The following is a 22,479-nucleotide window of genomic DNA, read 5'->3' as shown; positions in this document are numbered from 1 at the left end:
CAATAAGACCTCGGTATCGAGTTTTTACTGCATCAGTCGTTCGAATGTGTCACCACATTCTCACCTTTACACAAAAATACTGAATCAGTGATTCAGTAGAAATTTTTGTGTCCCCATCGTCTAGAGGCCTAGGACACTGCCCTTTCACGGCTGTAACAGGGGTTCGAATCCCCTTGGGGACGCCACGCCGATAATGTGTGAAAGACATTATCAACTGAATATCTTAAAGATGACTTTAACGAGTCGTGTTTAAGATATTGCTCTTTAACAATCTGGAACAAGCTGAAAATTGAAACAATACAGCTGAAACTTATCTCTCCGTAGAATGACTGAGATAAGGATTAACCTGTATTAGAGTCTCTCAAATAATCGCAATGCCAATGGGTAATCATTGTTGCAGTGTGAGCGAGAAGACACTCAGCAAGGCGTACAGCGCACAGCAACCGGAGTGAACTTAACGTTCATGAGGATTGCGCGCACTGCACAACATAGCAGAGTGTGTTCACAGCCACACCAATAACGAAAAACACCTTTGGGTTGTGAGGTTAAGCGACTAAGCGTACACGGTGGATGCCTAGGCAGTCAGAGGCGATGAAGGGCGTGCTAATCTGCGAAAAGCGTCGGTAAGCTGATATGAAGCGTTATAACCGACGATACCCGAATGGGGAAACCCAGTGCAATTCGTTGCACTATTGCATGGTGAATACATAGCCATGCAAGGCGAACCGGGGGAACTGAAACATCTAAGTACCCCGAGGAAAAGAAATCAACCGAGATTCCCCCAGTAGCGGCGAGCGAACGGGGAAGAGCCCAGAGTCTGAATCAGTTTGTGTGTTAGTGGAAGCGTCTGGAAAGTCGCACGGTACAGGGTGATAGTCCCGTACACCAAAACACACTTGCTGTGAACTCGATGAGTAGGGCGGGACACGTGACATCCTGTCTGAATATGGGGGGACCATCCTCCAAGGCTAAATACTCCTGACTGACCGATAGTGAACCAGTACCGTGAGGGAAAGGCGAAAAGAACCCCGGCGAGGGGAGTGAAATAGAACCTGAAACCGTGTACGTACAAGCAGTGGGAGCCTACTTTGTTGGGTGACTGCGTACCTTTTGTATAATGGGTCAGCGACTTATATTTTGTAGCAAGGTTAACCGAATAGGGGAGCCGTAGGGAAACCGAGTCTTAACTGGGCGTCTAGTTGCAAGGTATAGACCCGAAACCCGGTGATCTAGCCATGGGCAGGTTGAAGGTTGGGTAACACTAACTGGAGGACCGAACCGACTAATGTTGAAAAATTAGCGGATGACTTGTGGCTGGGGGTGAAAGGCCAATCAAACCGGGAGATAGCTGGTTCTCCCCGAAAGCTATTTAGGTAGCGCCTCGTGAACTCATCTTCGGGGGTAGAGCACTGTTTCGGCTAGGGGGTCATCCCGACTTACCAAACCGATGCAAACTCCGAATACCGAAGAATGTTATCACGGGAGACACACGGGCGGGTGCTAACGTCCGTCGTGAAGAGGGAAACAACCCAGACCGCCAGCTAAGGTCCCAAAGTCATGGTTAAGTGGGAAACGATGTGGGAAGGCATAGACAGCCAGGATGTTGGCTTAGAAGCAGCCATCATTTAAAGAAAGCGTAATAGCTCACTGGTCGAGTCGGCCTGCGCGGAAGATGTAACGGGGCTAAACCATGCACCGAAGCTGCGGCAGCGACACTTAGGTGTTGTTGGGTAGGGGAGCGTTCTGTAAGCCGTTGAAGGTGACCTGTGAGGGTTGCTGGAGGTATCAGAAGTGCGAATGCTGACATAAGTAACGATAATGCGGGTGAAAAACCCGCACGCCGGAAGACCAAGGGTTCCTGTCCAACGTTAATCGGGGCAGGGTGAGTCGACCCCTAAGGCGAGGCTGAAAAGCGTAGTCGATGGGAAACAGGTTAATATTCCTGTACTTGGTGTTACTGCGAAGGGGGGACGGAGAAGGCTAGGCTAGCCGGGCGACGGTTGTCCCGGTTTAAGCATGTAGGCGGAGCGACTTGGTAAATCCGGTTGCTTATCAACGCTGAGGTGTGATGACGAGCCACTACGGTGGTGAAGTAGTTGATGCCAAGCTTCCAGGAAAAGCCTCTAAGCATCAGGTAACATTAAATCGTACCCCAAACCGACACAGGTGGTCAGGTAGAGAATACTCAGGCGCTTGAGAGAACTCGGGTGAAGGAACTAGGCAAAATGGTGCCGTAACTTCGGGAGAAGGCACGCTGGCATTAGGTAATGGGACTTGCTCCCGGCGCCGAAGCCAGTCGCAGATACCAGCTGGCTGCAACTGTTTAATAAAAACACAGCACTGTGCAAACACGAAAGTGGACGTATACGGTGTGACGCCTGCCCGGTGCTGGAAGGTTAATTGATGGGGTCAGCCGCAAGGCGAAGCTCTTGATCGAAGCCCCAGTAAACGGCGGCCGTAACTATAACGGTCCTAAGGTAGCGAAATTCCTTGTCGGGTAAGTTCCGACCTGCACGAATGGCGTAATGATGGCCAGGCTGTCTCCACCCGAGACTCAGTGAAATTGAACTCGCTGTGAAGATGCAGTGTACCCGCGGCAAGACGGAAAGACCCCGTGAACCTTTACTATAGCTTGACACTGAACATTGAGCCTTGATGTGTAGGATAGGTGGGAGGCATCGAAGTGTGGACGCCAGTCTGCATGGAGCCAACCTTGAAATACCACCCTTTAATGTTTGATGTTCTAACTCGGCCCCGTGATCCGGGGTGAGGACAGTGTCTGGTGGGTAGTTTGACTGGGGCGGTCTCCTCCCAAAGAGTAACGGAGGAGCACGAAGGTTAGCTAATCACGGTCGGACATCGTGAGGTTAGTGCAAAGGCATAAGCTAGCTTGACTGCGAGAGTGACGGCTCGAGCAGGTACGAAAGTAGGTCTTAGTGATCCGGTGGTTCTGAATGGAAGGGCCATCGCTCAACGGATAAAAGGTACTCCGGGGATAACAGGCTGATACCGCCCAAGAGTTCATATCGACGGCGGTGTTTGGCACCTCGATGTCGGCTCATCACATCCTGGGGCTGAAGTAGGTCCCAAGGGTATGGCTGTTCGCCATTTAAAGTGGTACGCGAGCTGGGTTTAGAACGTCGTGAGACAGTTCGGTCCCTATCTGCCGTGGGCGTTGGAAGATTGAGAGGGGCTGCTCCTAGTACGAGAGGACCGGAGTGGACGAATCACTGGTGTTCGGGTTGTCATGCCAATGGCATTGCCCGGTAGCTAAATTCGGAAGAGATAACCGCTGAAAGCATCTAAGCGGGAAACTTGCCTCGAGATGAGTCTTCCCTGGGGCTTTAAGCCCCCTGAAGGAACGTTAAAGACTATGACGTTGATAGGCTGGGTGTGTAAGTGCAGCGATGCATTGAGCTAACCAGTACTAATGATCCGTGAGGCTTAACCTTACAACACCAAAGGTGTTTTAGATTTGAGAGATAGAAATTTTCAGCGAAGTTCCGAGATTGGGCTGGCTGGCTGTGTGGAGACATATAGCGGGTTAGTTTAGACAGAATTTGCCTGGCGGCCTTAGCGCGGTGGTCCCACCTGATCCCATGCCGAACTCAGAAGTGAAACGCCGTAGCGCCGATGGTAGTGTGGGGTCTCCCCATGCGAGAGTAGGACACTGCCAGGCATCAAATAAAGCCGAGACCCCATGCCAAAAGCGTGGGGTTTTTGCTATGGGCAGAATAGTGAAATAGGTATAAATAGTGACCTTAGAGTGGTTGCGTCGCAGGGCTCATAGTCAGACGAGTCAAATATTGCAGGGGCAGATGAGTCAAATCCGGCCGTCACAGCGATGAATAAAATAAAAGGCTACCTTGATAGGTGGCTTTTTTTGTTTTTATAGCTCTGACTGATCCATCTTGAGCCAGCTATAAATAAACTCTGCGATCTGATCTGGTTGATTAATATCTAATTGCTTTACTACAGTATCTATCGGCTCGTCACTTGCCAAAGCGATAACGTATTCATCAATCAAACCAGCGAAAGGCTTACCTACAGCTGCTCTATAAAGAGCAATTTTGCTGATCGGCTCGTGCTTAAAGCCCTCAACCAAAATCAAGTCGATAGTTGATGTATCTAATCGACTAGCCAGATAGTGAAGATCCATCGGTGGCTGTTCTGGTGTTTCTGTCATTAATGCCCAGCGGCAATCACTGGCAACTAACGTTTGATGGGCTCCAGCTTTACGCAATTCATAACTGTCTTTGCCCGGCGTATCAATTTCCATATTGTGATGAGTATGTTTGATTAAGCCAACGCGGATTTGGCGCTGTTGAAGTAAGGGGATCAGGTGTTTTAGTAAGGTTGTTTTTCCTGTACCACTGTACGCGGCTATACCGAGTAACGGGGGCGTCTTGCTGCTCATAATGGCTCTCTTTTAGCTTGTTCCCATAACTCGCAATCTGCGGGAGTATTTAGGTTACTGAATTGATTGGGTTGTCCATCGAATACCACTCTTTGCGCGTTGATACTCGTCATAAATATCATTAACTTACGCTCCCCTTTTGCCAGATACGTTGCTAGCGTTGGTTTAAGACTAACATGCATTAAAGCTAATGTTGGATGCTCACGCTCGTTATCACTAACATAAGCAGCAAGAGCCTGCCCTTTTGACTGCCAGAGTTGAGAAACCAGATTAAGTGGAAGCATAGGAACGTCACAGGGAGCAAAGACAACCCATTCGGTAGTTGAATGGCTTAATCCAGCATGCATGCCAGCCAATGGGCCTACAAAGCCAGTAATGATATCGTTAATGACGTGAACGCCACTTTGTTGATAGAGGGCTTGGTTACGATTAGCATTAATCAGTAAATTCTCAACCTGAGGTCTTAACCTATCAATCACATGTCGATACAGTGGCTTTCCATTTAGGGAGATTAATCCTTTATCATTTCCGCCCATTCTGGACGAAAGGCCTCCAGCAAGAATAACGCCTGTAATATTAGGTCGCATTTCTATCACTCCACGGTATTAAACTGACTATGGGATTGTATCTTCAAATAGGTGAACAGGTCAGGATTTACTTTTATTGACAATAGGCTCTCTTTCCCTGTGTGAATATCCCTGCTACTTTGTCAGCATATTTTTGAATAGGATAACTTCGCTATGAAATGCCATCGTGTTAATGAACTGATTGAGCTTTTACATCCGGCCTGGCAGCAAGAACCTGATTTAAATCTGGTGCAGTTTTTACAAAAATTGTCAGAGGAAGCTGGTTTTGAAGGTAATTTCGCAGATTTGACAGACGATATTCTTATTTATCATCTGAAAATGCGTGGCTCGGCATCAACGGAAGTGATTCCAGGACTGAAAAAGGATTATGAAGAGGATTTTAAAACAGCATTATTGAGAGCTCGTGGCATCATTAAAGATTAGTCACACTCCTGTCTGCGTAGGGAGGGGGCTTTAATGATACTATTTCTTATTCTCAGCGCGCCGCTGTTACTTATACAGACTGAATGTTGTTATGAACAATTCTGCTTTTAATTTTCAGACTTTGTCTCCAGACCTGATTATGGACGCCCTTGAGGCTGTAGGATTACGGGTGGATTCAGGGTTAACCGCGCTTAATAGTTATGAGAACCGCGTCTATCAGTTTATGGATGAAGATCGTAAACGGTATGTGGTGAAGTTTTATCGTCCCGAGCGTTGGAGCAGTGAACAAATTATCGAGGAACATCGGTTCTCGCTTGATTTGGCAGAATCTGAGATTCCGGTTATCGCCCCATTAGCGCTAAACGGCGAAACTTTGCATACTCATGGCGGCTTTTTCTTTGCTGTGTTCCCAAGTGTCGGTGGGCGGCAATATGAAATAGACAATCTTGATCAACTGGAGTGGGTGGGCCGTTTTCTCGGCAGAATTCATCAGGTGGGTAGCGATGGACTTTTTGTTGCCCGGCCAACGATGGGTATTGAGGAATATCTGACCGAGCCACGTCAGTTACTGGCCAGCAGTGTGTTAGTGCCGGCAAAACAGAAAGACAAGTTTCTGGCGGCAACCGATCTGTTGATCGCCACCATTAAGCAGTATTGGCACACCGATTGGCAGCCGTTGCGGCTACATGGTGATTGCCATCCTGGTAATATTTTGTGGCGTGATGGGCCAATGTTCGTCGATTTGGATGATGCCAGAAATGGTCCGGCGGTTCAGGATTTGTGGATGTTATTACACGGCGAGCGCAGAGAGCAATTGATCCAGTTGGATATCTTGCTGGAAGCTTATGGTGAATTTGCTGATTTTGATCAGCGTGAACTTGCATTGATTGAACCTTTACGCGCAATGCGCATGGTTTATTACCTTGCATGGGTCGCCAGACGTTGGCAGGACCCTGCATTTCCGAAAAGTTTTCCGTGGATGGCGGAGTCTGATTTTTGGTTACAGCAGACTGCATCATTTACAGAACAGGTTAAGCTGTTGCAGGTACCCCCTTTGCAGCTGATGCCAATGTACTAAAGCTAAGATAATGGAGATTGTTATAGTATGAAAAATGTATGGTTAGCTCTCGTTGGCATGGTGATGGCATTCAGTGCATCTGCCGCACAGTTTACAGATGGAACCCAGTACCAGACGTTAAATAAACCAGTAACGGGTGAGCCTCAGGTTTTAGAGTTTTTCTCTTTCTATTGCCCGCACTGCTTTCAGTTTGAAGAAGTTTATCATATCCCTCAGGCAGTAAAAAAAGCACTGCCAGAAGGGACAAAAATGACTCGATACCATGTTGAGTTCCTTGGGCCATTAGGTAAGCAATTGACTCAGGCATGGGCTGTTGCCATGGCATTGGGTGTTGAGGAAAAAATCACCCCACTGATGTTTGAAGGTGTACAGAAAACACAAACTGTTCAAACCCCTGATGATATTCGTAATGTCTTTATTAAAGCGGGTGTGAGTGGCGAAGATTATGATGCAGCATTAAATAGTTTTGTCGTTAAATCACTGGTTGCTCAACAACAAAAAGCGGCTGAAGATTTACAATTACGTGGTGTGCCAGCCATGTTTGTTAATGGCAAATATATGATTAAGAATGATGGCATGGATACCAGCTCAATGGATACCTATGTTAAACAGTATGCGGATGTCGTTAAGTTCCTACTGACCCAAAAGTAATTGTACAAAAGGAGGAGCTGGCTTTTGTTAGCTCCTCTTTCACTTATCCAATACCTACATTGTCATCAGCACTTCAATTCTGTATCTATCTCTGCCACGGAATCATCATATTTACTAATGTGACAGTAATACGACTAAATACTGATTTTATATTTTTTTCCATGTTGTTTTCGATAGATTTATTTATTTCAGTGATGGATAAATACGGATATTAGCGATGCTAAAAAGAGAAAACGACTTGATGGTGGGTAATAAAAAAGAGAGAACACTAAATTATCCACCCGTGGAATTTATTTACCTTAAGACTGTAACTGAATAAGTAATATCCACAATTTAGATAAAGAAAAAATGACAGTAAAATAAAAAAACAATGAATGTAACTATATGATTATTATAATTTTAAATATTACCTCTAAAAAATAAGTAGAGCAGATATAATCTGCACATGCTTTTACTCACAAAGTTATCCACAGATTGGATCTTCAGGATCACTACGTAAAAATGCTCTCTTTCGCACAACAATGGACGCTAAAATTCGTCTCTTGTCGCCAGCTATGGCATTCTTAGCGTTAGACCTTGCTGAATAAAGATGAAGAAACCCTATGGCCCAGATTGCAGAAAACCCATTGATCCTCGTTGACGGTTCCTCTTACCTCTATCGTGCTTACCATGCGTTCCCACCACTGACCAACGGCAGCGGTGAACCAACGGGTGCGATGTACGGCGTGTTGAACATGTTGCGCAGTCTATTGCTGCAATATCGTCCTAGCCATGTAGCGGTAGTATTCGATGCTAAAGGTAAAACATTCCGTGATGAGCTTTTCGCTGACTATAAATCCCACCGGCCACCGATGCCAGATGATTTGCGAGCTCAAATTGAGCCGTTGCACCAAATGGTTAAGGCAATGGGGCTACCTTTATTGGTTGTCTCCGGTGTTGAGGCCGACGATGTTATTGGTACTTTAGCGCAGGAAGCTGAAAAAGCAGGTCATGCTGTATTAATCAGTACCGGTGATAAGGATATGGCGCAATTAGTTACGCCAAATATCACTTTAATCAATACAATGAATAACGCTATTTTGGGGCCACAGGAAGTCTGTGAAAAATATGGTGTACCTCCTGAATTGATTATTGATTTTCTAGCACTAATGGGGGACTCCTCAGACAATATTCCAGGGGTTCCAGGTGTTGGCGAAAAGACCGCACAAGCTTTATTGCAAGGTTTGGGTGGGCTGGATGCGCTGTTCAGTAATTTGGATAAAATATCCACACTGACATTCCGTGGTGCCAAAACCATGTCAGCCAAGTTAGAGCAGAATAAAGATGTTGCTTATCTCTCCTATAAATTAGCCACCATTAAAACAGATGTTGAATTGGATGTGACTTGTGATGAGCTAAAAGTTTCCCCCCCAGATGATGATCAATTACATCAGTTATTCAGCCGTTATGAATTTAAGCGCTGGTTAGTGGATGTAGAAGCGGGCAAATGGCTGGACGGTAAAAAAGATCGGCCAACGGCACAAACAAGTAATAAAGCTTTTGTGGCAGTAGAGCCAGCTGATGCGGTTGAGGTCACCGCAGTACTATCACAAGAAAATTATCAGACCATTTTGGATGAGAAATCCTTAGTAGAGTGGATTGAGCGCCTCAAAAAAGCAGAGGTTTTCGCGTTTGATACTGAGACTGACGGCCTGGATACGCTTAGCAGCAATTTAATTGGTATCTCTTTTGCCGTTGCACCAGGCGAAGCCGCTTATTTACCCTTGGCGCATGATTATTTGGACTCTCCTGTACAGCTCGACCGGGATTGGGTTTTGGCCACGCTAAAACCACTACTGGAAGACGATAAAGCCCTTAAAGTTGGCCAGAATCTCAAGTTTGACCAAAGCATGCTGGCACGTTATGGCATTGAGCTGCGCGGTATCGCTTTCGATACTATGCTGGAATCTTACGTTTTAGACAGTGTTGCTGGTCGCCATGATATGGATAGTCTGGCAGAACGTTATCTCAACCACAAAACTATTACCTTTGAAGAGATCGCCGGTAAGGGTAAAAACCAACTGACCTTTAATCAAATTGCGTTGGAACAAGCAGGCCCTTATGCCGCAGAAGATGCCGACGTTACGCTACAGTTGCATTTGGTGCTGTGGCCAAAACTGCAACAAAGTGAAGGGTTAAAGCGGGTATTCCAGGAAATTGAGATGCCGCTATTGCCAATTCTGTCTCGCATCGAGCGTACTGGTGTCTTGATTGACCAGAATATCTTGGCCGCACATTCAAAAGAGCTGACTATCCGCCTTGATGAGTTAGAAAAACAGGCTCATGAATTGGCTGAAGAGCCGTTCAACCTGGCATCACCTAAGCAGCTTCAGACCATCTTGTACGAAAAACAAAAACTGCCCATCTTGAAGAAAACCCCTGGCGGGGCCGCGTCAACTAATGAAGAAGTGTTGGCTGAGCTGGCATTAGATTACCCGTTGCCGAAGGTGATCCTTGAATATCGTGGTCTGGCTAAGCTGAAAAGTACCTATACCGACAAGCTGCCGTTGATGATTAACCCAATTTCGGGCCGGGTCCATACCTCTTATCACCAGGCGGTGACCGCGACAGGGCGTTTGTCCTCACGTGATCCTAACCTGCAAAACATTCCAGTGCGGAATGAAGAAGGGCGTCGTATACGGCAGGCTTTTATTGCGCCTAAAGGCTATCGCATTATGGCGGCTGACTACTCACAGATTGAGCTGCGTATTATGGCGCACTTGTCGCAGGATAAAGGGCTATTAGCTGCATTTGCTGCGGGAAAAGATATCCACCGTGCGACAGCTGCGGAAGTCTTTGGTATGCCACTAGAAAAGGTCACAACTGAACAACGCCGCAGTGCCAAGGCGATTAACTTTGGTCTTATTTATGGTATGAGCGCTTTTGGTCTGGCGCGGCAGCTAAGCATTCCCCGTGGAGAGGCGCAGCGCTACATGGATCTCTATTTTGAGCGCTATCCCGGTGTGTTGGAATACATGGAGCGCACACGTAAGCAAGCCGCCGATCAAGGTTATGTCACCACGCTGGATGGCCGTCGCCTCTATTTGCCAGACATTCATTCTCGTAATGCAACTCGCCGTAAAGCTGCTGAACGTGAAGCTATCAATGCGCCAATGCAAGGTACCGCCGCTGATATTATCAAACGGGCAATGATTGCAGTGGATGCCTGGTTACAACAGGAACCAGAACCATTGGTGCGGGTAATCATGCAGGTACACGATGAATTGGTGTTTGAAGTGCATGAAAGTGTATTGGAAAGCGCGGAACAAAAGATTCGTGAACTGATGGAGCAGAGTATGCAACTGGCGGTACCACTGAAGGTGGATGTCGGTGTTGGTGATAACTGGGACCAGGCTCACTAGCTTTGTGGGTAAGTGGCGATAAATAAAGCATTTTATGTAATTAAGCTACATTTATCCGCCATTATGCGGGGAAGATGTGCGCTGAATCGTGCCAATTTGTGTAACTATACAACAAAAAATTCTTTTGCCCCGCGAAAAAATGATGTAGAGTTACAGACGTAGGGTACAGAGGTAAGATGTTCTATCTTTCAGACCTTTTACTTCACGTAATCGGATTTGGCTATATATTAGCCGCCCCAGTCATTTATTGACTGGGGCGTTTTTTATTGGGATTTGTGAGCACTTTTCGCGAACCGATAGGAAAACAGCCCGGCATTACCCGTGAAAATACGGGTTGATGATTTTTTTACTCTAGGGGGAAGTGGTATTGCCAGGTATTAACTCAGGGCGATATAAAACATCACCCTTGGGGATAACAGCCCTTGCGGGCTGCTGTTAGCGCTTACTCACTCACCTTCATCGTCATAATCATCAATCATAACTTCTGGTGGTATCTCGCTAAACCAGGTATCCAGTTTTTCCCGTAGTTTTTCGACGCCAATCTTCTTCAAAGAAGAGAAAGCTTCAACCTGAATATCACCCATAAATGGAATAATCGCTTCTCGCACCATGTTCAATTGAGCCTTACGGGCGCCCGAAGCCAGCTTATCCGCTTTGGTCAGCAATAATAGAACCGGGGTGCCAACCGCAACCGCCCAGGTAATCATCTGCTGATCTAAATCTTTCAGTGGATGGCGAATATCCATCAACACAACTAATCCTTTCAGACAGTTACGCTTTTGCAAATACTCACCCAGCGCGCGTTGCCATTTGAGTTTCATCTCTTCCGGGACTTCAGCATAGCCATAGCCCGGTAAGTCAACCAGACGAATACCGTCAACGACTTCAAATAGGTTAATTAGCTGAGTACGGCCGGGTGTTTTACTGGTTCTGGCCAGACTTTTCTGGTTAGTTAACGTATTAAGTGCACTCGATTTACCGGCATTTGAACGGCCAGCAAATGCCACCTCAATACCTTCATCACGTGGCAGATGGCGGATATCCGGAGCACTGATGACGAAGTGGGTCATGTGATAGTTATAGTTTCTAATAGTCAAAATTTGTCGTCTCCGTGAGAGATAGCTTACATGCAGCGATTATAACTGCATCAGGCAAAAAAAAGGGGGTTTATCTTTTATACCCTTCAAGTAACAGGGTTCAGGTATACTGGCAGGCGCGCTGGTTGAGTTGCCTTGAGGGCCGCAGATATGGCAAGGATGGCGCATTGCAGGAGGGAGATATCCGGTTGTTATGTCAGTGCAGGGAGTGTGCTGTAAGGATATCCTTCCGCAGAAGATGCGAAAAAGGGCGACAGGTTAATCTGCCGCCTTTTTTCTTTCTCTTCTTTCTGCTAGATTCCGGCCCAATCCTATACTAAATCCGATCCCATACTTATTTACCCATTTAAGAGCACAGGTTATGAAGCAGCCAAATAAAGCACCACGCGCGAATATTGCGGCCCCGAAAGGTACCGCGACGCCTAAGCGTATTAGAAAGACCCGTGTAGAGCTTGATATTGAAGCTCGCGAGCGTAAACGTCAGAAGAAACATAGTGGCAATCGCTCAGGGGCGAGAACCAATGTAGAAGGCAGCAATAAGAAGGGCCAGTCCGAGACTCAAGAGAAAGATCCACGTATCGGCAGTAAAGTACCCGTGCCGCTGGTGGTTGAGAGTAAGGTTAAAGCTAAGCCAACCACTAAGCCGGTGGCTAAAGTTGAAGCTAAGCCACGTCTGACGCCGGAAGAAGAGCTGTCTAAGCTGGAAAACGATGAGCGTCTGGATGCATTGCTGGATCGTCTGGATAATGATGAAGTATTGAGCAAAGAAGATCAGGCTTATGTTGATCTGACGTTGGATCGTATTGATGCCCTAATGGAACAATTGGGTATTGAATTGGGCGACGATGAAGATGACGAAGCGCCAGAAGAAAAGCAGGAAGACATTTTGCAATTGCTGAAACGCGGTAACCCAAAAGATACATTTTAAACCATGAATTGGGTGATCCTGATAATAGCCCTACTGCTTACATGTTATCTAGTGTGGTTATTGGGTAAACTATGGCTACTGTCGCAACGAAGAAAGCGGTTGCGCAGTGCTACTGCGGCCAGACAACGAAAACATCTGCCCTCTAACCGGCCCGGTAGGCGCAAATATCGGAAGGAATGAACATGTCTGAGCAGGCTATAGTTTGGGATTTATCCCTGATTCAAAAATATAATTATTCAGGGCCGCGCTATACGTCGTACCCCACTGCGCTTGAATTCAGTGAAGATTATAATGAATCTGCTTTTCAACAGGCAGTGAAGCGTTACCCACAACGGCCTTTGTCGCTGTACGTGCATATCCCGTTTTGCCATAAGCTGTGTTATTTCTGCGGCTGCAATAAGCTGGTGACGCGGCAACAGCATAAAGCTGATGAGTATCTGGCGGTCTTGGAAAAAGAGATCCGCCAGCGTGCGGCGTTATTTGTTGGGCGTCAGGTTAGCCAGATGCACTGGGGCGGTGGTACGCCCACTTACCTGAATAAAATACAAATTACCCACCTGATGAATCTGCTACGTGAAAACTTTGATTTCCTGCCCGGTGCTGAGCAATCAATAGAAGTAGACCCACGTGAAATTGAACTGGATGTCCTTGATCACCTGCGTGCTGAGGGGTTTAACCGCCTAAGCATGGGGGTGCAAGATTTTAATAAAGAGGTTCAACGGCTGGTTAATCGTGAGCAGGATGAGGATTTTATCTTTGCCCTGATTGCCCGCGCTAAAGCCCTTGGTTTTAACTCAACCAATATCGATTTGATTTATGGTTTGCCAAAACAGACACCAGAGAGTTTTGCTTTTACCCTCAAACGGGTGGCAGAGCTGAATCCTGATCGCCTGAGTGTGTTCAATTACGCACATTTACCGAGTCTGTTTGCCGCTCAACGTAAAATTAAAGATGCCGATCTGCCGAGCGCCGAACAGCGGCTAGATATTTTGCAGCACACCATCAGTTTCTTAACTGAGTCTGGCTATCAATTTATTGGTATGGATCATTTTGCCCGGCCAGATGATGAATTAGCCATTGCGCAGCGTGAAGGTGAATTACACCGTAATTTCCAAGGTTATACCACCCAAGGCGACAGTGATTTACTCGGTTTGGGGGTTTCTGCTATCAGCATGTTGGGTGACAGCTATGCGCAGAATGAAAAAGATTTGAAGACTTACTATTCCTGCGTGGAGCAGCGTGGCAATGCGCTGTGGCGTGGTTTGGCGATGACTGAAGATGATTGCTTGCGCCGTGATGTGATTAAAACGCTGATTTGTAATTTCCAAATCAGTTATCAGCCGATTGAGCAGCAGTATGGTATTCGTTTTGCAGATTATTTTGCTGAAGATTTTGAGCTACTAGAACCTTTCGAACACGATGGGCTGGTGGAGCGGGATGATAAAGGTATTCGGGTAACACCGCGCGGGCGCTTACTGATTCGTAATATTTGTATGTGTTTCGATATCTATTTACGGAAACAGGCGCGCAAGCAGCAGTTTTCACGCGTGATCTGATGATGTCCCCCTCAATGGTCAACATTACCTTGAGGGGGAATTTAGGCAGGAATTACTCTGTTTCTCCCAACTACTCCATTCCCAGCTCTTTTAACTTCCGCGTTAAGGTGTTGCGGCCCCAACCCAGCAGACGTGCCGCTTCTTGCTTATGACCTTGAGTATGGCGTAATGCCGTGGTTAACAGCGTGCGCTCCATTTCCGGCTGTGCCTCAGATAACAGATCCTGATGACCAGAACGTAGGGCGCGTTCAGCCCATTGTGCCAATAGGGTTGCCCAGTTGTCCGGCGTCCGCTGACCTGAAGCATCTGGCGTGCTGGTTTCAAACAATTCAGAAGGTAAATCTTGAGTCAGTACTTCCTGCCCGGCAGCCATCACCGTCAGCCAGCGACAGGTGTTTTCCAGTTGGCGCACGTTACCCTGCCAAGGCAGACGGGTTAGCGCCACTTCGGTCTCAGGGTGCAGATTTTTGGCTTCCACACCTAACTCTTTAGCCGCCACTTGCAAGAAGTAACGAGCCAAACGCGGAATGTCTTCACGACGTTCACGCAGCGGTGGCAGATGTACCCGAATCACATTCAGACGATGGAATAAATCCTCACGGAATTTACCTTCCTGAACACGCAGCTCCAGATTTTGGTGGGTAGCGGCAATAATACGAACATCTACTTTGACCGGTGCGTAACCCCCGACGCGATAAAACTGACCATCAGCCAGCACGCGTAGCAGGCGGGTCTGTACATCCAATGGCATATCACCGATTTCATCTAAAAACAGTGTGCCGCCATCGGCTTGTTCAAAACGACCTTGGCGCACTTGATTCGCGCCGGTAAAGGCACCTTTCTCGTGGCCGAATAATTCAGATTCAATTAAATCTTTCGGGATCGCCGCCATATTCAGCGCGATAAACGGCGCTTTAGCCCGTGGGCTGTGGCGATGTAACGCATGGGCCACTAACTCTTTACCGGTACCCGACTCACCGTTAATCAGCACACTAATAGAAGAACGAGATAAGCGGCCGATGATACGGAAAACGTCTTGCATCGCCGGTGCTTCGCCAATGATATCAGCGGTTGGGCCGCTGGCTGGTTGGCTGCGTGCCGGTTGCTGCTGCTCCTGATAATGGCTGATAGCCCGCTCAACCAGAGCTACGGCTTCATCAATATCAAAAGGTTTAGGCAGGTAATCAAAAGCCCCTTGCTGATAGGCACTGACCGCAGCATCTAAATCAGAATGTGCCGTCATTATGATGACCGGGAGCATCGGGTGGCGCTGCTTAATCTGTTTCAGCAGGGCTAATCCGTCCATGCCAGGCATGCGAATATCCGATAACAACACATCCGGGGTTTGTGTCGCGAGTGCATCCAACACCTGGTTACCGGTATCGAAGGTTGCACAGTTCAGACCTGCTCCAGTCAGTGCACGTTCAAGCACCCAGCGGATGGAGCTATCGTCATCGACGATCCAGACTATCCCTCGTTGCATAGAAACCTCACTGGCGAATAGGCAGGTAAACCGAGAATTCGGTATGTCCCGGCCAACTGTTGAATTCAATTTTACCCGAATGTTGATCGATAAGATTACGGGCGATAGACAAGCCAAGGCCAGTTCCCCCCTCGCGACCACTTACCATCGGATAGAACACGGTATCTTGTAATTGCGTTGGAACGCCCGGACCGTCATCTTCAATATCAATGCGAGCGCTCAAACGATAGCGCATACCATGCAGTGTTATCTGAAACGCAGTACGGGTGCGCAGCGTAATAGTGCCGCCAGCTCCCCCCAAAGCCTGTAATGCATTGCGAGTGATATTCAGCAACACTTGTTCAATTTGGTCTGGATCATGGGCCAGTTCAGGCAAGCTTGGGTCATAGTCACGGATTAACGTCACATTATCTGGTTTTTCCAGCGAGACTAACTGACAAACCCGTTCAGCAACCTGATGGATACTTTGTGTGATGTGTTGACCGGGCCGTTGTGGGCCTAATAAGCGATCAACTAAGTTACGCAAGCGGTCTGCCTGCTCAATGATCACTTTGGTATATTCCAACAATGCCGGATCAGGCAATGCTTTAGACAATAATTGTGCTGCCCCCCGTAAGCCACCTAACGGGTTCTTAATCTCATGAGCCAGCCCACGAACCAGATCACGGGCTGCGACTTGCTGTGCATGTTGTAATTGTTCTTGGCTTAACCGACGCTGATTATCCATCGGCGCCATTTCCAGCAATATAAAACCTTCTGGCAGTGATTGTGCTGTCAGCGACAAAATATGCGCGCGGCCATCAACAACTACGGTCACCTCGTTATCGGTAAAACCTTGACCGGCGATCAGACTTTCCCGCATCAGGTCGATGTTAAGAGAAAAATAGCCTAATAAATCGGGCAGGGGTGTACCAAAAAGTTTACGAGAGCTTTGCGCCAGAAGTTGCTGCGCAGCGGGATTGGCATAATGGATAGCCAAATCATCATCTAATAGCAGAATACTATTAATGAGAGAATTAAGGATCTGCCCAGCATCGGGCAGCGTGCCTGTTGCCATTACGCAGACTCCTGCACTCTTTTGGTGAATACATCCTAATCGGTTCAGTCGTGACTGAGCCAGAGGAAATATGACGAAAACGAAAAGTGGAGAAAAAAGCCCATCCGAAGATGGGCCAAAAGTTTCCACGGCAACAACCCTTCATCTTTCAAGTTGTAGGTGTGTTGGCTGCTCTCACTCACCCGAATCACTTACTGGTGTAAGCTCATCGGGATTCTCTCGCTTGCCGCCTTCCTACACCTTGAAATCTATTGGGTAAACTAAAATTAAACGCTGTAATACAGTTCGAACTCAACTGGGTGCGGAGTCATACGAACGCGGTCCATTTCTTCTTTACGCAGTTCGATATAAGCATCGATAGCGTCGTCAGTGAACACGCCACCACGGGTCAGGAACTCGCGGTCTTCGTTCAGTGCAGCCATAGCTTCGTCCAGTGAACCTGCAACTTTTGGAATTTCTGCTTCTTCTTCCGGTGGCAAGTCATACAGGTTTTTGTCCATCGCATCACCTGGGTGAATTTTGTTGATGATGCCATCAAGGCCAGCCATCAGCAGTGCTGCGAAGCACAAGTATGGGTTAGCGGCTGGATCCGGGAAACGTGCTTCAATACGACGCGCTTTCGGGCTGGCAACCACTGGAATACGGATAGAAGCTGAACGGTTACGGGCAGAGTATGCCAACATGACCGGAGCTTCGTAGCCTGGGACCAAACGCTTGTAGGAGTTAGTCGTTGGGTTAGCCAAGGCGTTAATTGCTTTTGCGTGCTTGATGATACCGCCGATGTAGAACAGCGCCATTTCAGACAGGCCAGCATATTTGTCACCGGCGAACAGGTTAGTACCGTTCTTGGACAACGACATATGGCAGTGCATGCCTGAACCATTATCACCAAACATTGGTTTTGGCATAAAGGTCGCAGTTTTGCCGAATGCGTGTGCCACGTTGTGCACCACATATTTGTAGATCTGAATTTCATCGGCTTTCTTGGTCATGGTATTGAAGCGAGTAGCCACTTCGTTCTGACCTGCGGTAGCCACTTCATGGTGATGCGCTTCTACTACCAGGCCCATTTCTTCCATGGTCAGACACATGGTAGAACGCAGGTCCTGTGAAGAATCAACCGGAGGAACTGGGAAGTAACCGCCTTTCACTGCCGGACGGTGGCCTTTGTTGCCGCCTTCGTATTTGGTGCTGGAGTTCCATGCGCCTTCGATGTCATCGATAGCGACATGAGAGCCACGGATGCTGCTACCAAAACGAACATCGTCAAACAGGAAGAATTCTGGTTCTGGCCCAAACAGCACGGTATCTGCAATACCTGAAGATTTCAGGAATTCTTCTGCGCGTTTTGAGATTGAACGTGGGTCGCGATCATAGCCTTGCAGGGTACCTGGCTCAAGAATGTCACAACGGATAATCAGTGTGGAATCTTCGAAGAACGGATCCATAACAGCGGTGCTGGCGTCTGGCATCAGTACCATGTCGGATTCGTTAATGCCTTTCCAGCCACCAATCGAGGAGCCATCAAACATTTTGCCTTCTTCGAAGAAGTCAGCGTTGACCTGATGAGCCGGAATAGTGATGTGCTGCTCTTTCCCTTTGGTATCGGTGAAGCGCAAATCAACAAATTTCACTTCGTGCTCATTCAGCATCGTCAAAACATGTTCAGCGGACATACTTATATCTCCTGGATTTGTCATAGTCGTCGTGGAACGATTATCGTTTGGGTGTTCAGTTATCTTTTTATTCAGGCTAACGCTCATGCTGATTTTTCATGACCGTTATTCATGCTAAACTGCGTCATAAAGTCTGTTGCGAAATCTATGCCAACTTTCCAAACGCCCCGTTTATGCCATATCATAGGGGTCTGCTGATATTCAGTATGCACCAGGATAGTTATATTGCACTATTTTGGTGCTTCATTTGCGTCGTTGGGCACTGTATTGGTGCAAAGGTGGGCCGAGAGGCTATTTTTGCACCGTGAAAGGGATCACAAACTAACCGCCGTCAGGTTGTTTATAAGAGAAGTTTGTGATCTTGTTTAGTCCCTCGCTTAATACGTGTACAATAGCGCGCTATTTCTAAATGCCTGAGGCAAAAAAGCTGTGATCGAGAATCTGCGTAACATCGCCATTATTGCGCACGTTGACCATGGGAAAACTACCCTGGTTGATAAGTTGCTACAACAATCTGGTACGTTCGGTGAACGTGCTGAAGCAACTGAACGTGTAATGGACTCCAACGATTTGGAGAAAGAGCGTGGGATAACCATCCTCGCGAAAAATACCGCCATTAACTGGAAAGACTACCGCATCAACATCGTGGATACCCCAGGACACGCCGATTTCGGTGGTGAGGTTGAGCGTGTAATGTCTATGGTTGACTCTGTGCTGCTGGTCGTCGATGCAATGGATGGCCCGATGCCGCAGACCCGTTTCGTGACCAAGAAAGCCTTTGCTCATGGTCTGAAACCAATCGTGGTTATCAACAAAGTTGACCGTCCTGGCGCGCGTCCAGATTGGGTTGTCGATCAGGTGTTCGACCTGTTCGTAAACCTGGATGCCACTGACGAACAACTGGACTTCCCTATCATTTACGCATCAGCATTGATGGGTATTGCGGGCGAAGACCACAATGATATGTCGGCAGACATGACTCCGCTGTATCAGGCAATCATCGACCATGTGCCTGCACCAGACGTAGACAGCACTGGTCCATTGCAGATGCAAATCTCCCAGTTGGACTACAACAACTACGTAGGTGTTATCGGCATCGGCCGTATCAAACGTGGTGTTGTTAAGCCTAACCAGCAAGTTACTGTTATCGATAGCGAAGGTAAGACCCGCAACGGTAAAATCGCTAAAGTACTGGGCCATATGGGTCTGGAACGTATCGAAGCAACTATGGCTGAAGCTGGTGATATCGTTGCTATCACCGGTTTGGGCGAGTTGAACATCTCTGACACTATCTGTGATGTGAATGCTGTTGAAGCATTGCCAGCACTGTCTGTTGATGAACCAACTGTTACTATGTATTTCTGCGTTAACACCTCTCCGTTCTGTGGTAAAGAAGGCAAGTACGTGACTTCACGTCAGATCCTTGACCGTTTGAACAAAGAGCTGATTCATAACGTAGCACTGCGTGTTGAAGAAACTGAAGATGCTGACGCATTCCGCGTATCAGGCCGTGGTGAACTTCACCTGTCGGTTCTGATCGAAAACATGCGCCGCGAAGGTTTCGAGCTGGCTGTTTCCCGTCCTAAAGTTATCAACCGTGTTATCGACGGCCGTAATCAAGAACCATTTGAAAGCGTAACTCTGGATATCGAAGAACAGCACCAGGGCGCAGTAATGCAAGCCATGGGTGAGCGTAAGGGTGACGTGAAGGACATGGTTCCAGACGGCAAAGGTCGTATTCGTCTGGATTATATGATCCCAAGCCGTGGCCTGATTGGCTTCCGTACTGAATTCATGACTATGACTTCTGGTACTGGTCTGCTGTACTCCACATTCAGTCACTACGATGATGTGCGTCCAGGCGAGATCGGCCAACGTCAAAACGGCGTACTGATCTCTAACGGTCAGGGTAAAGCTGTGGCATTCGCACTGTACAAACTGCAAGACCGCGGCAAGCTGTTTATTGGTCACGCGACTGAAGTGTATGAAGGCCAGATCATCGGTATTCACTCACGTTCTAACGACCTGACTGTAAACTGCCTGACCGGTAAGCAACTGACCAACATGCGTGCATCCGGTACTGACGAAGCAACCACTCTGGTTCCTTTCTTGAAGAAAACTCTTGAACAGGCACTGGAATTCATCGATGACGATGAATTGGTAGAAGTTACCCCGCAATCAATTCGTATCCGTAAGCGTCACTTGACGGAAAACGATCGTAAGCGTGCAGGTCGTGGTCCTAAAGAAGGTTAATTCTTCTTGGTACTGCTGATACTTAGGGCGCTAGCTGCGCCCTGAGTTCTATTCGCCGCACCCTTGAAGCTGCAACTGTGTTAGCTTCGCTTACTAACCCGAATCACTTACCTGAGTAAGCTCATCGGGATAAGTTCACTTGCTGCCTTGTTGCAACTCCAAGGTTTTTGAGGATACATCCTATTTTTTTGCCATTGTTATAAAAATATTATTTTTCCTGACTGACCCCTCCTTTTTCTTCCTCTCTCTGTTCAGTTTTCCCTTTTCCCGTTACAGTGAAACTCACCATCTAATTGGGAGAGCGCCATGCTGTATATCTTTGATCTAGGTAATGTGATTGTCGATATCGACTTCAAACGCGTATTGGGCGTTTGGAGCAAATTAAGCAGTGTCCCGCTGGCGACGTTGAGTGAGCGGTTTACCATGGGCGAGGTCTTCCAGCAGCATGAGCGCGGTGAAATTAGCGATGAAGAGTTTGCTCACCAGCTCAGTGATGAGATGGGGCTATCTCTAAGTTTTGAACAGTTTGCCGAAGGCTGGCAGGCGGTATTTGTCGCTTTGCGCCCGGAAGTGATCGCCATTATGCAAAAGTTGCGTCAGGAAGGGCATCGGGTGGTGGTGTTATCCAATACTAACCGGCTGCATTGTAATCACTGGCCCCAACATTACCCTGAAGTGGTGGCTGCCGCTAACCATATGTATCTGTCCCAGGATTTGGGCATGCGCAAGCCGGAAGCGAGAATTTATCAGCATGTGCTGAGTGCGGAAAACATCCCGGCGGAGCAGGCGGTATTCTTTGATGATGTTGAAGCAAATGTTGTTGCAGCCAGAATTGTAGGTATCACCGCAATTCATGTCATAGACCGAAAGGTTATTCCTGCTTATTTTCCCTGATAAGTTCTTACTCCAGACGTTAATGGGTTAGCCTTAAATATCACGCTAACCCATAACCGAGCCTAAACACCGGTATTGACTGAGAGATAAACATGGCGAGTTTTCTGCGTTTTCGCTTATCTGCATCTTTAAAACCCTACATTACGTTCGGGCGAATGCTTTACACCCGAATAGATAAAGATGGGTTAACCATGCTGGCTGGGCATCTGGCGTATGTGTCATTACTTTCTCTAGTGCCATTGGTCACTGTGATTTTTGCTCTGTTCGCGGCTTTTCCCATGTTTGCTGATATCAGCATAAAATTGAAAGCCTTCATATTTGCCAATTTTATGCCTGCCACTGGCGATATTATCCAAAACTACCTTGAGCAGTTTGTTGCCAACTCAAATCGTATGACGGTGGTGGGCACCTGCGGCTTGATTGTGACAGCACTGCTGCTGATTTACTCCGTCGACAGTGTGCTTAACATTATCTGGCGCAGTAAGGTTCACCGGTCACTGGTGTTTTCATTTGCCGTTTATTGGATGGTACTGACATTAGGGCCAATTCTCGTCGGGGCCAGTATGGTGATCAGCTCATACCTGCTTTCATTGCAATGGCTGGCAAATGCCCAGGTAGACAGCATGATTGATGAGACATTACGGCTATTTCCTCTCTTGATTTCCTGGGTTTCTTTTTGGTTATTGTACAGTGTGGTTCCGACAGTACGGGTGCCTGCCCGGGATGCACTTATTGGTGCGCTGGTGGCTGCATTGCTCTTCGAATTGGGTAAGAAAGGATTCACGATGTATATCACGCTGTTTCCGTCTTATCAGTTGATTTACGGGGTGCTGGCGGTTATCCCCATCTTATTCCTTTGGGTTTACTGGAGTTGGTGCATCGTGTTACTGGGGGCAGAAATCACCGTGACCTTGGGTGAGTATCGAGCACAGCGGTCTAAAGTGGTCATTGAGGAAAACCAGAGTCAGGAGATGTAAG

General features: G+C 47.5%; 15 protein-coding genes, 1 tRNA gene and 2 rRNA genes. 12 read left to right on the top strand and 6 right to left on the bottom strand.

What is annotated here, in order from left to right; translation table 11 throughout:
• The first annotated feature begins 109 nt into the window (after window positions 1-109).
• The 3 genes from V1953_RS21220 (at window position 110) to rrf (ending at window position 3,679) form a co-directional block, all read left to right on the top strand.
• A tRNA-Glu gene (locus tag V1953_RS21220) sits at window positions 110-185 on the top strand.
• 358 nt (window positions 186-543) lie between these two features.
• Window positions 544-3,452 (top strand): 23S ribosomal RNA (locus V1953_RS21215).
• Window positions 3,453-3,563: 111 nt separating this feature from the next.
• Window positions 3,564-3,679, top strand: a 5S ribosomal RNA gene (rrf, locus tag V1953_RS21210).
• Window positions 3,680-3,889: 210 nt separating this feature from the next.
• Here rrf and mobB read toward each other — a convergent pair.
• Together mobB and mobA are read right to left on the bottom strand one after the other, a co-directional pair.
• The gene (mobB, locus tag V1953_RS21205; RefSeq protein WP_372569814.1) at window positions 3,890-4,417 is read right to left on the bottom strand and encodes a molybdopterin-guanine dinucleotide biosynthesis protein MobB; all 528 of its coding nucleotides are present in this window, start codon (window positions 4,415-4,417) and stop codon (window positions 3,890-3,892) included.
• On the bottom strand, window positions 4,414-5,004 hold the full coding sequence (gene mobA, locus V1953_RS21200) for a molybdenum cofactor guanylyltransferase MobA (protein ID WP_372569813.1): 591 nt from the start codon (window positions 5,002-5,004) through the stop codon (window positions 4,414-4,416). Before mobA ends, mobB begins: the two co-directional genes overlap by 4 nt.
• Window positions 5,005-5,157: 153 nt before the next feature.
• On the opposite strand from mobA, the gene V1953_RS21195 reads away from it, so the two are divergent.
• The 4 genes from V1953_RS21195 (at window position 5,158) to polA (ending at window position 10,557) form a co-directional block, all read left to right on the top strand.
• Window positions 5,158-5,427, top strand: coding sequence for a YihD family protein (locus V1953_RS21195; protein ID WP_083161617.1), 270 nt, complete (start codon window positions 5,158-5,160; stop codon window positions 5,425-5,427).
• Window positions 5,428-5,518: 91 nt separating this feature from the next.
• Window positions 5,519-6,505, top strand: a complete 987-nt coding sequence (locus V1953_RS21190; protein WP_083161619.1) for a serine/threonine protein kinase — start codon at window positions 5,519-5,521, stop codon at window positions 6,503-6,505.
• A gap of 27 nt (window positions 6,506-6,532) precedes the next feature.
• Window positions 6,533-7,156 carry a thiol:disulfide interchange protein DsbA gene (dsbA, locus tag V1953_RS21185; protein WP_083161621.1) on the top strand — a complete coding sequence of 208 codons (624 nt, stop codon included), beginning with the start codon at window positions 6,533-6,535 and terminating at the stop codon, window positions 7,154-7,156.
• A gap of 602 nt (window positions 7,157-7,758) precedes the next feature.
• Window positions 7,759-10,557 carry a DNA polymerase I gene (gene polA, locus V1953_RS21180; RefSeq protein ID WP_420073476.1) on the top strand — a complete coding sequence of 933 codons (2,799 nt, stop codon included), beginning with the start codon at window positions 7,759-7,761 and terminating at the stop codon, window positions 10,555-10,557.
• Window positions 10,558-11,003: 446 nt separating this feature from the next.
• Here the strand turns inward: polA and yihA are convergent, their stop codons facing one another.
• Window positions 11,004-11,654 carry a ribosome biogenesis GTP-binding protein YihA/YsxC gene (gene yihA / locus V1953_RS21175; protein WP_032907610.1) on the bottom strand — a complete coding sequence of 217 codons (651 nt, stop codon included), beginning with the start codon at window positions 11,652-11,654 and terminating at the stop codon, window positions 11,004-11,006.
• 361 nt (window positions 11,655-12,015) lie between these two features.
• Here yihA and yihI point away from each other — a divergent pair, with 361 nt between their 5' ends.
• Window positions 12,016-12,582, top strand: a complete 567-nt coding sequence (gene yihI / locus V1953_RS21170) for a Der GTPase-activating protein YihI (protein WP_083161625.1) — start codon at window positions 12,016-12,018, stop codon at window positions 12,580-12,582.
• Window positions 12,583-12,764: 182 nt separating this feature from the next.
• Window positions 12,765-14,138 carry an oxygen-independent coproporphyrinogen III oxidase gene (hemN, locus tag V1953_RS21165; RefSeq protein ID WP_372569809.1) on the top strand — a complete coding sequence of 458 codons (1,374 nt, stop codon included), beginning with the start codon at window positions 12,765-12,767 and terminating at the stop codon, window positions 14,136-14,138.
• A gap of 70 nt (window positions 14,139-14,208) precedes the next feature.
• Here hemN and glnG read toward each other — a convergent pair whose 3' ends face one another.
• The 3 genes from glnG to glnA form a co-directional block, all read right to left on the bottom strand.
• The gene (glnG, locus tag V1953_RS21160) at window positions 14,209-15,621 is read right to left on the bottom strand and encodes a nitrogen regulation protein NR(I) (RefSeq protein WP_042568869.1); all 1,413 of its coding nucleotides are present in this window, start codon (window positions 15,619-15,621) and stop codon (window positions 14,209-14,211) included.
• 7 nt (window positions 15,622-15,628) lie between these two features.
• On the bottom strand, window positions 15,629-16,678 hold the full coding sequence (gene glnL, locus V1953_RS21155; RefSeq protein ID WP_083161629.1) for a nitrogen regulation protein NR(II): 1,050 nt from the start codon (window positions 16,676-16,678) through the stop codon (window positions 15,629-15,631).
• A gap of 266 nt (window positions 16,679-16,944) precedes the next feature.
• Complete coding sequence (glnA, locus tag V1953_RS21150) at window positions 16,945-18,354, bottom strand: glutamate--ammonia ligase (RefSeq protein WP_004392048.1); 1,410 nt, start codon at window positions 18,352-18,354, stop codon at window positions 16,945-16,947.
• A gap of 429 nt (window positions 18,355-18,783) precedes the next feature.
• Between glnA and typA the strand changes: the two genes are divergently transcribed.
• From typA to V1953_RS21135, 3 genes are all read left to right on the top strand, one after another.
• Window positions 18,784-20,607, top strand: coding sequence for a ribosome-dependent GTPase TypA (gene typA / locus V1953_RS21145; protein ID WP_042568870.1), 1,824 nt, complete (start codon window positions 18,784-18,786; stop codon window positions 20,605-20,607).
• A gap of 306 nt (window positions 20,608-20,913) precedes the next feature.
• Entirely contained in the window at window positions 20,914-21,501 is a 588-nt protein-coding gene (gene yihX, locus V1953_RS21140) for a glucose-1-phosphatase (protein WP_442851273.1), read from the top strand.
• Between the two features lie 92 nt (window positions 21,502-21,593).
• Entirely contained in the window at window positions 21,594-22,478 is an 885-nt protein-coding gene (locus tag V1953_RS21135) for a virulence factor BrkB family protein (RefSeq protein WP_083161635.1), read from the top strand.
• Window position 22,479 lies beyond the last annotated feature (1 nt).

This window comes from Yersinia sp. 2541 StPb PI, assembly GCF_052217145.1.
Taxonomy (GTDB): Bacteria; Pseudomonadota; Gammaproteobacteria; order Enterobacterales; family Enterobacteriaceae; genus Yersinia; species Yersinia enterocolitica_E.
Note: the sequence above shows the minus strand (reverse complement) of the source record. Positions and strands in the feature narration are given on the sequence as shown.

Bases quoted from the DNA above. Each gene is read 5' to 3' on its own strand.
- mobB (WP_372569814.1), bottom strand. From the start codon at position 4,417: ATGAGCAGCAAGACGCCCCCGTTACTCGGTATAGCCGCGTACAGTGGT.
- mobA (WP_372569813.1), bottom strand. From the start codon at position 5,004: ATGCGACCTAATATTACAGGCGTTATTCTTGCTGGAGGCCTTTCGTCC.
- V1953_RS21195 (WP_083161617.1), top strand. From the start codon at position 5,158: ATGAAATGCCATCGTGTTAATGAACTGATTGAGCTTTTACATCCGGCC.
- V1953_RS21190 (WP_083161619.1), top strand. From the start codon at position 5,519: ATGAACAATTCTGCTTTTAATTTTCAGACTTTGTCTCCAGACCTGATT.
- dsbA (WP_083161621.1), top strand. From the start codon at position 6,533: ATGAAAAATGTATGGTTAGCTCTCGTTGGCATGGTGATGGCATTCAGT.
- polA (WP_420073476.1), top strand. From the start codon at position 7,759: ATGGCCCAGATTGCAGAAAACCCATTGATCCTCGTTGACGGTTCCTCT.
- yihI (WP_083161625.1), top strand. From the start codon at position 12,016: ATGAAGCAGCCAAATAAAGCACCACGCGCGAATATTGCGGCCCCGAAA.
- hemN (WP_372569809.1), top strand. From the start codon at position 12,765: ATGTCTGAGCAGGCTATAGTTTGGGATTTATCCCTGATTCAAAAATAT.
- glnG (WP_042568869.1), bottom strand. From the start codon at position 15,621: ATGCAACGAGGGATAGTCTGGATCGTCGATGACGATAGCTCCATCCGC.
- glnL (WP_083161629.1), bottom strand. From the start codon at position 16,678: ATGGCAACAGGCACGCTGCCCGATGCTGGGCAGATCCTTAATTCTCTC.
- glnA (WP_004392048.1), bottom strand. From the start codon at position 18,354: ATGTCCGCTGAACATGTTTTGACGATGCTGAATGAGCACGAAGTGAAA.
- yihX (WP_442851273.1), top strand. From the start codon at position 20,914: ATGCTGTATATCTTTGATCTAGGTAATGTGATTGTCGATATCGACTTC.
- V1953_RS21135 (WP_083161635.1), top strand. From the start codon at position 21,594: ATGGCGAGTTTTCTGCGTTTTCGCTTATCTGCATCTTTAAAACCCTAC.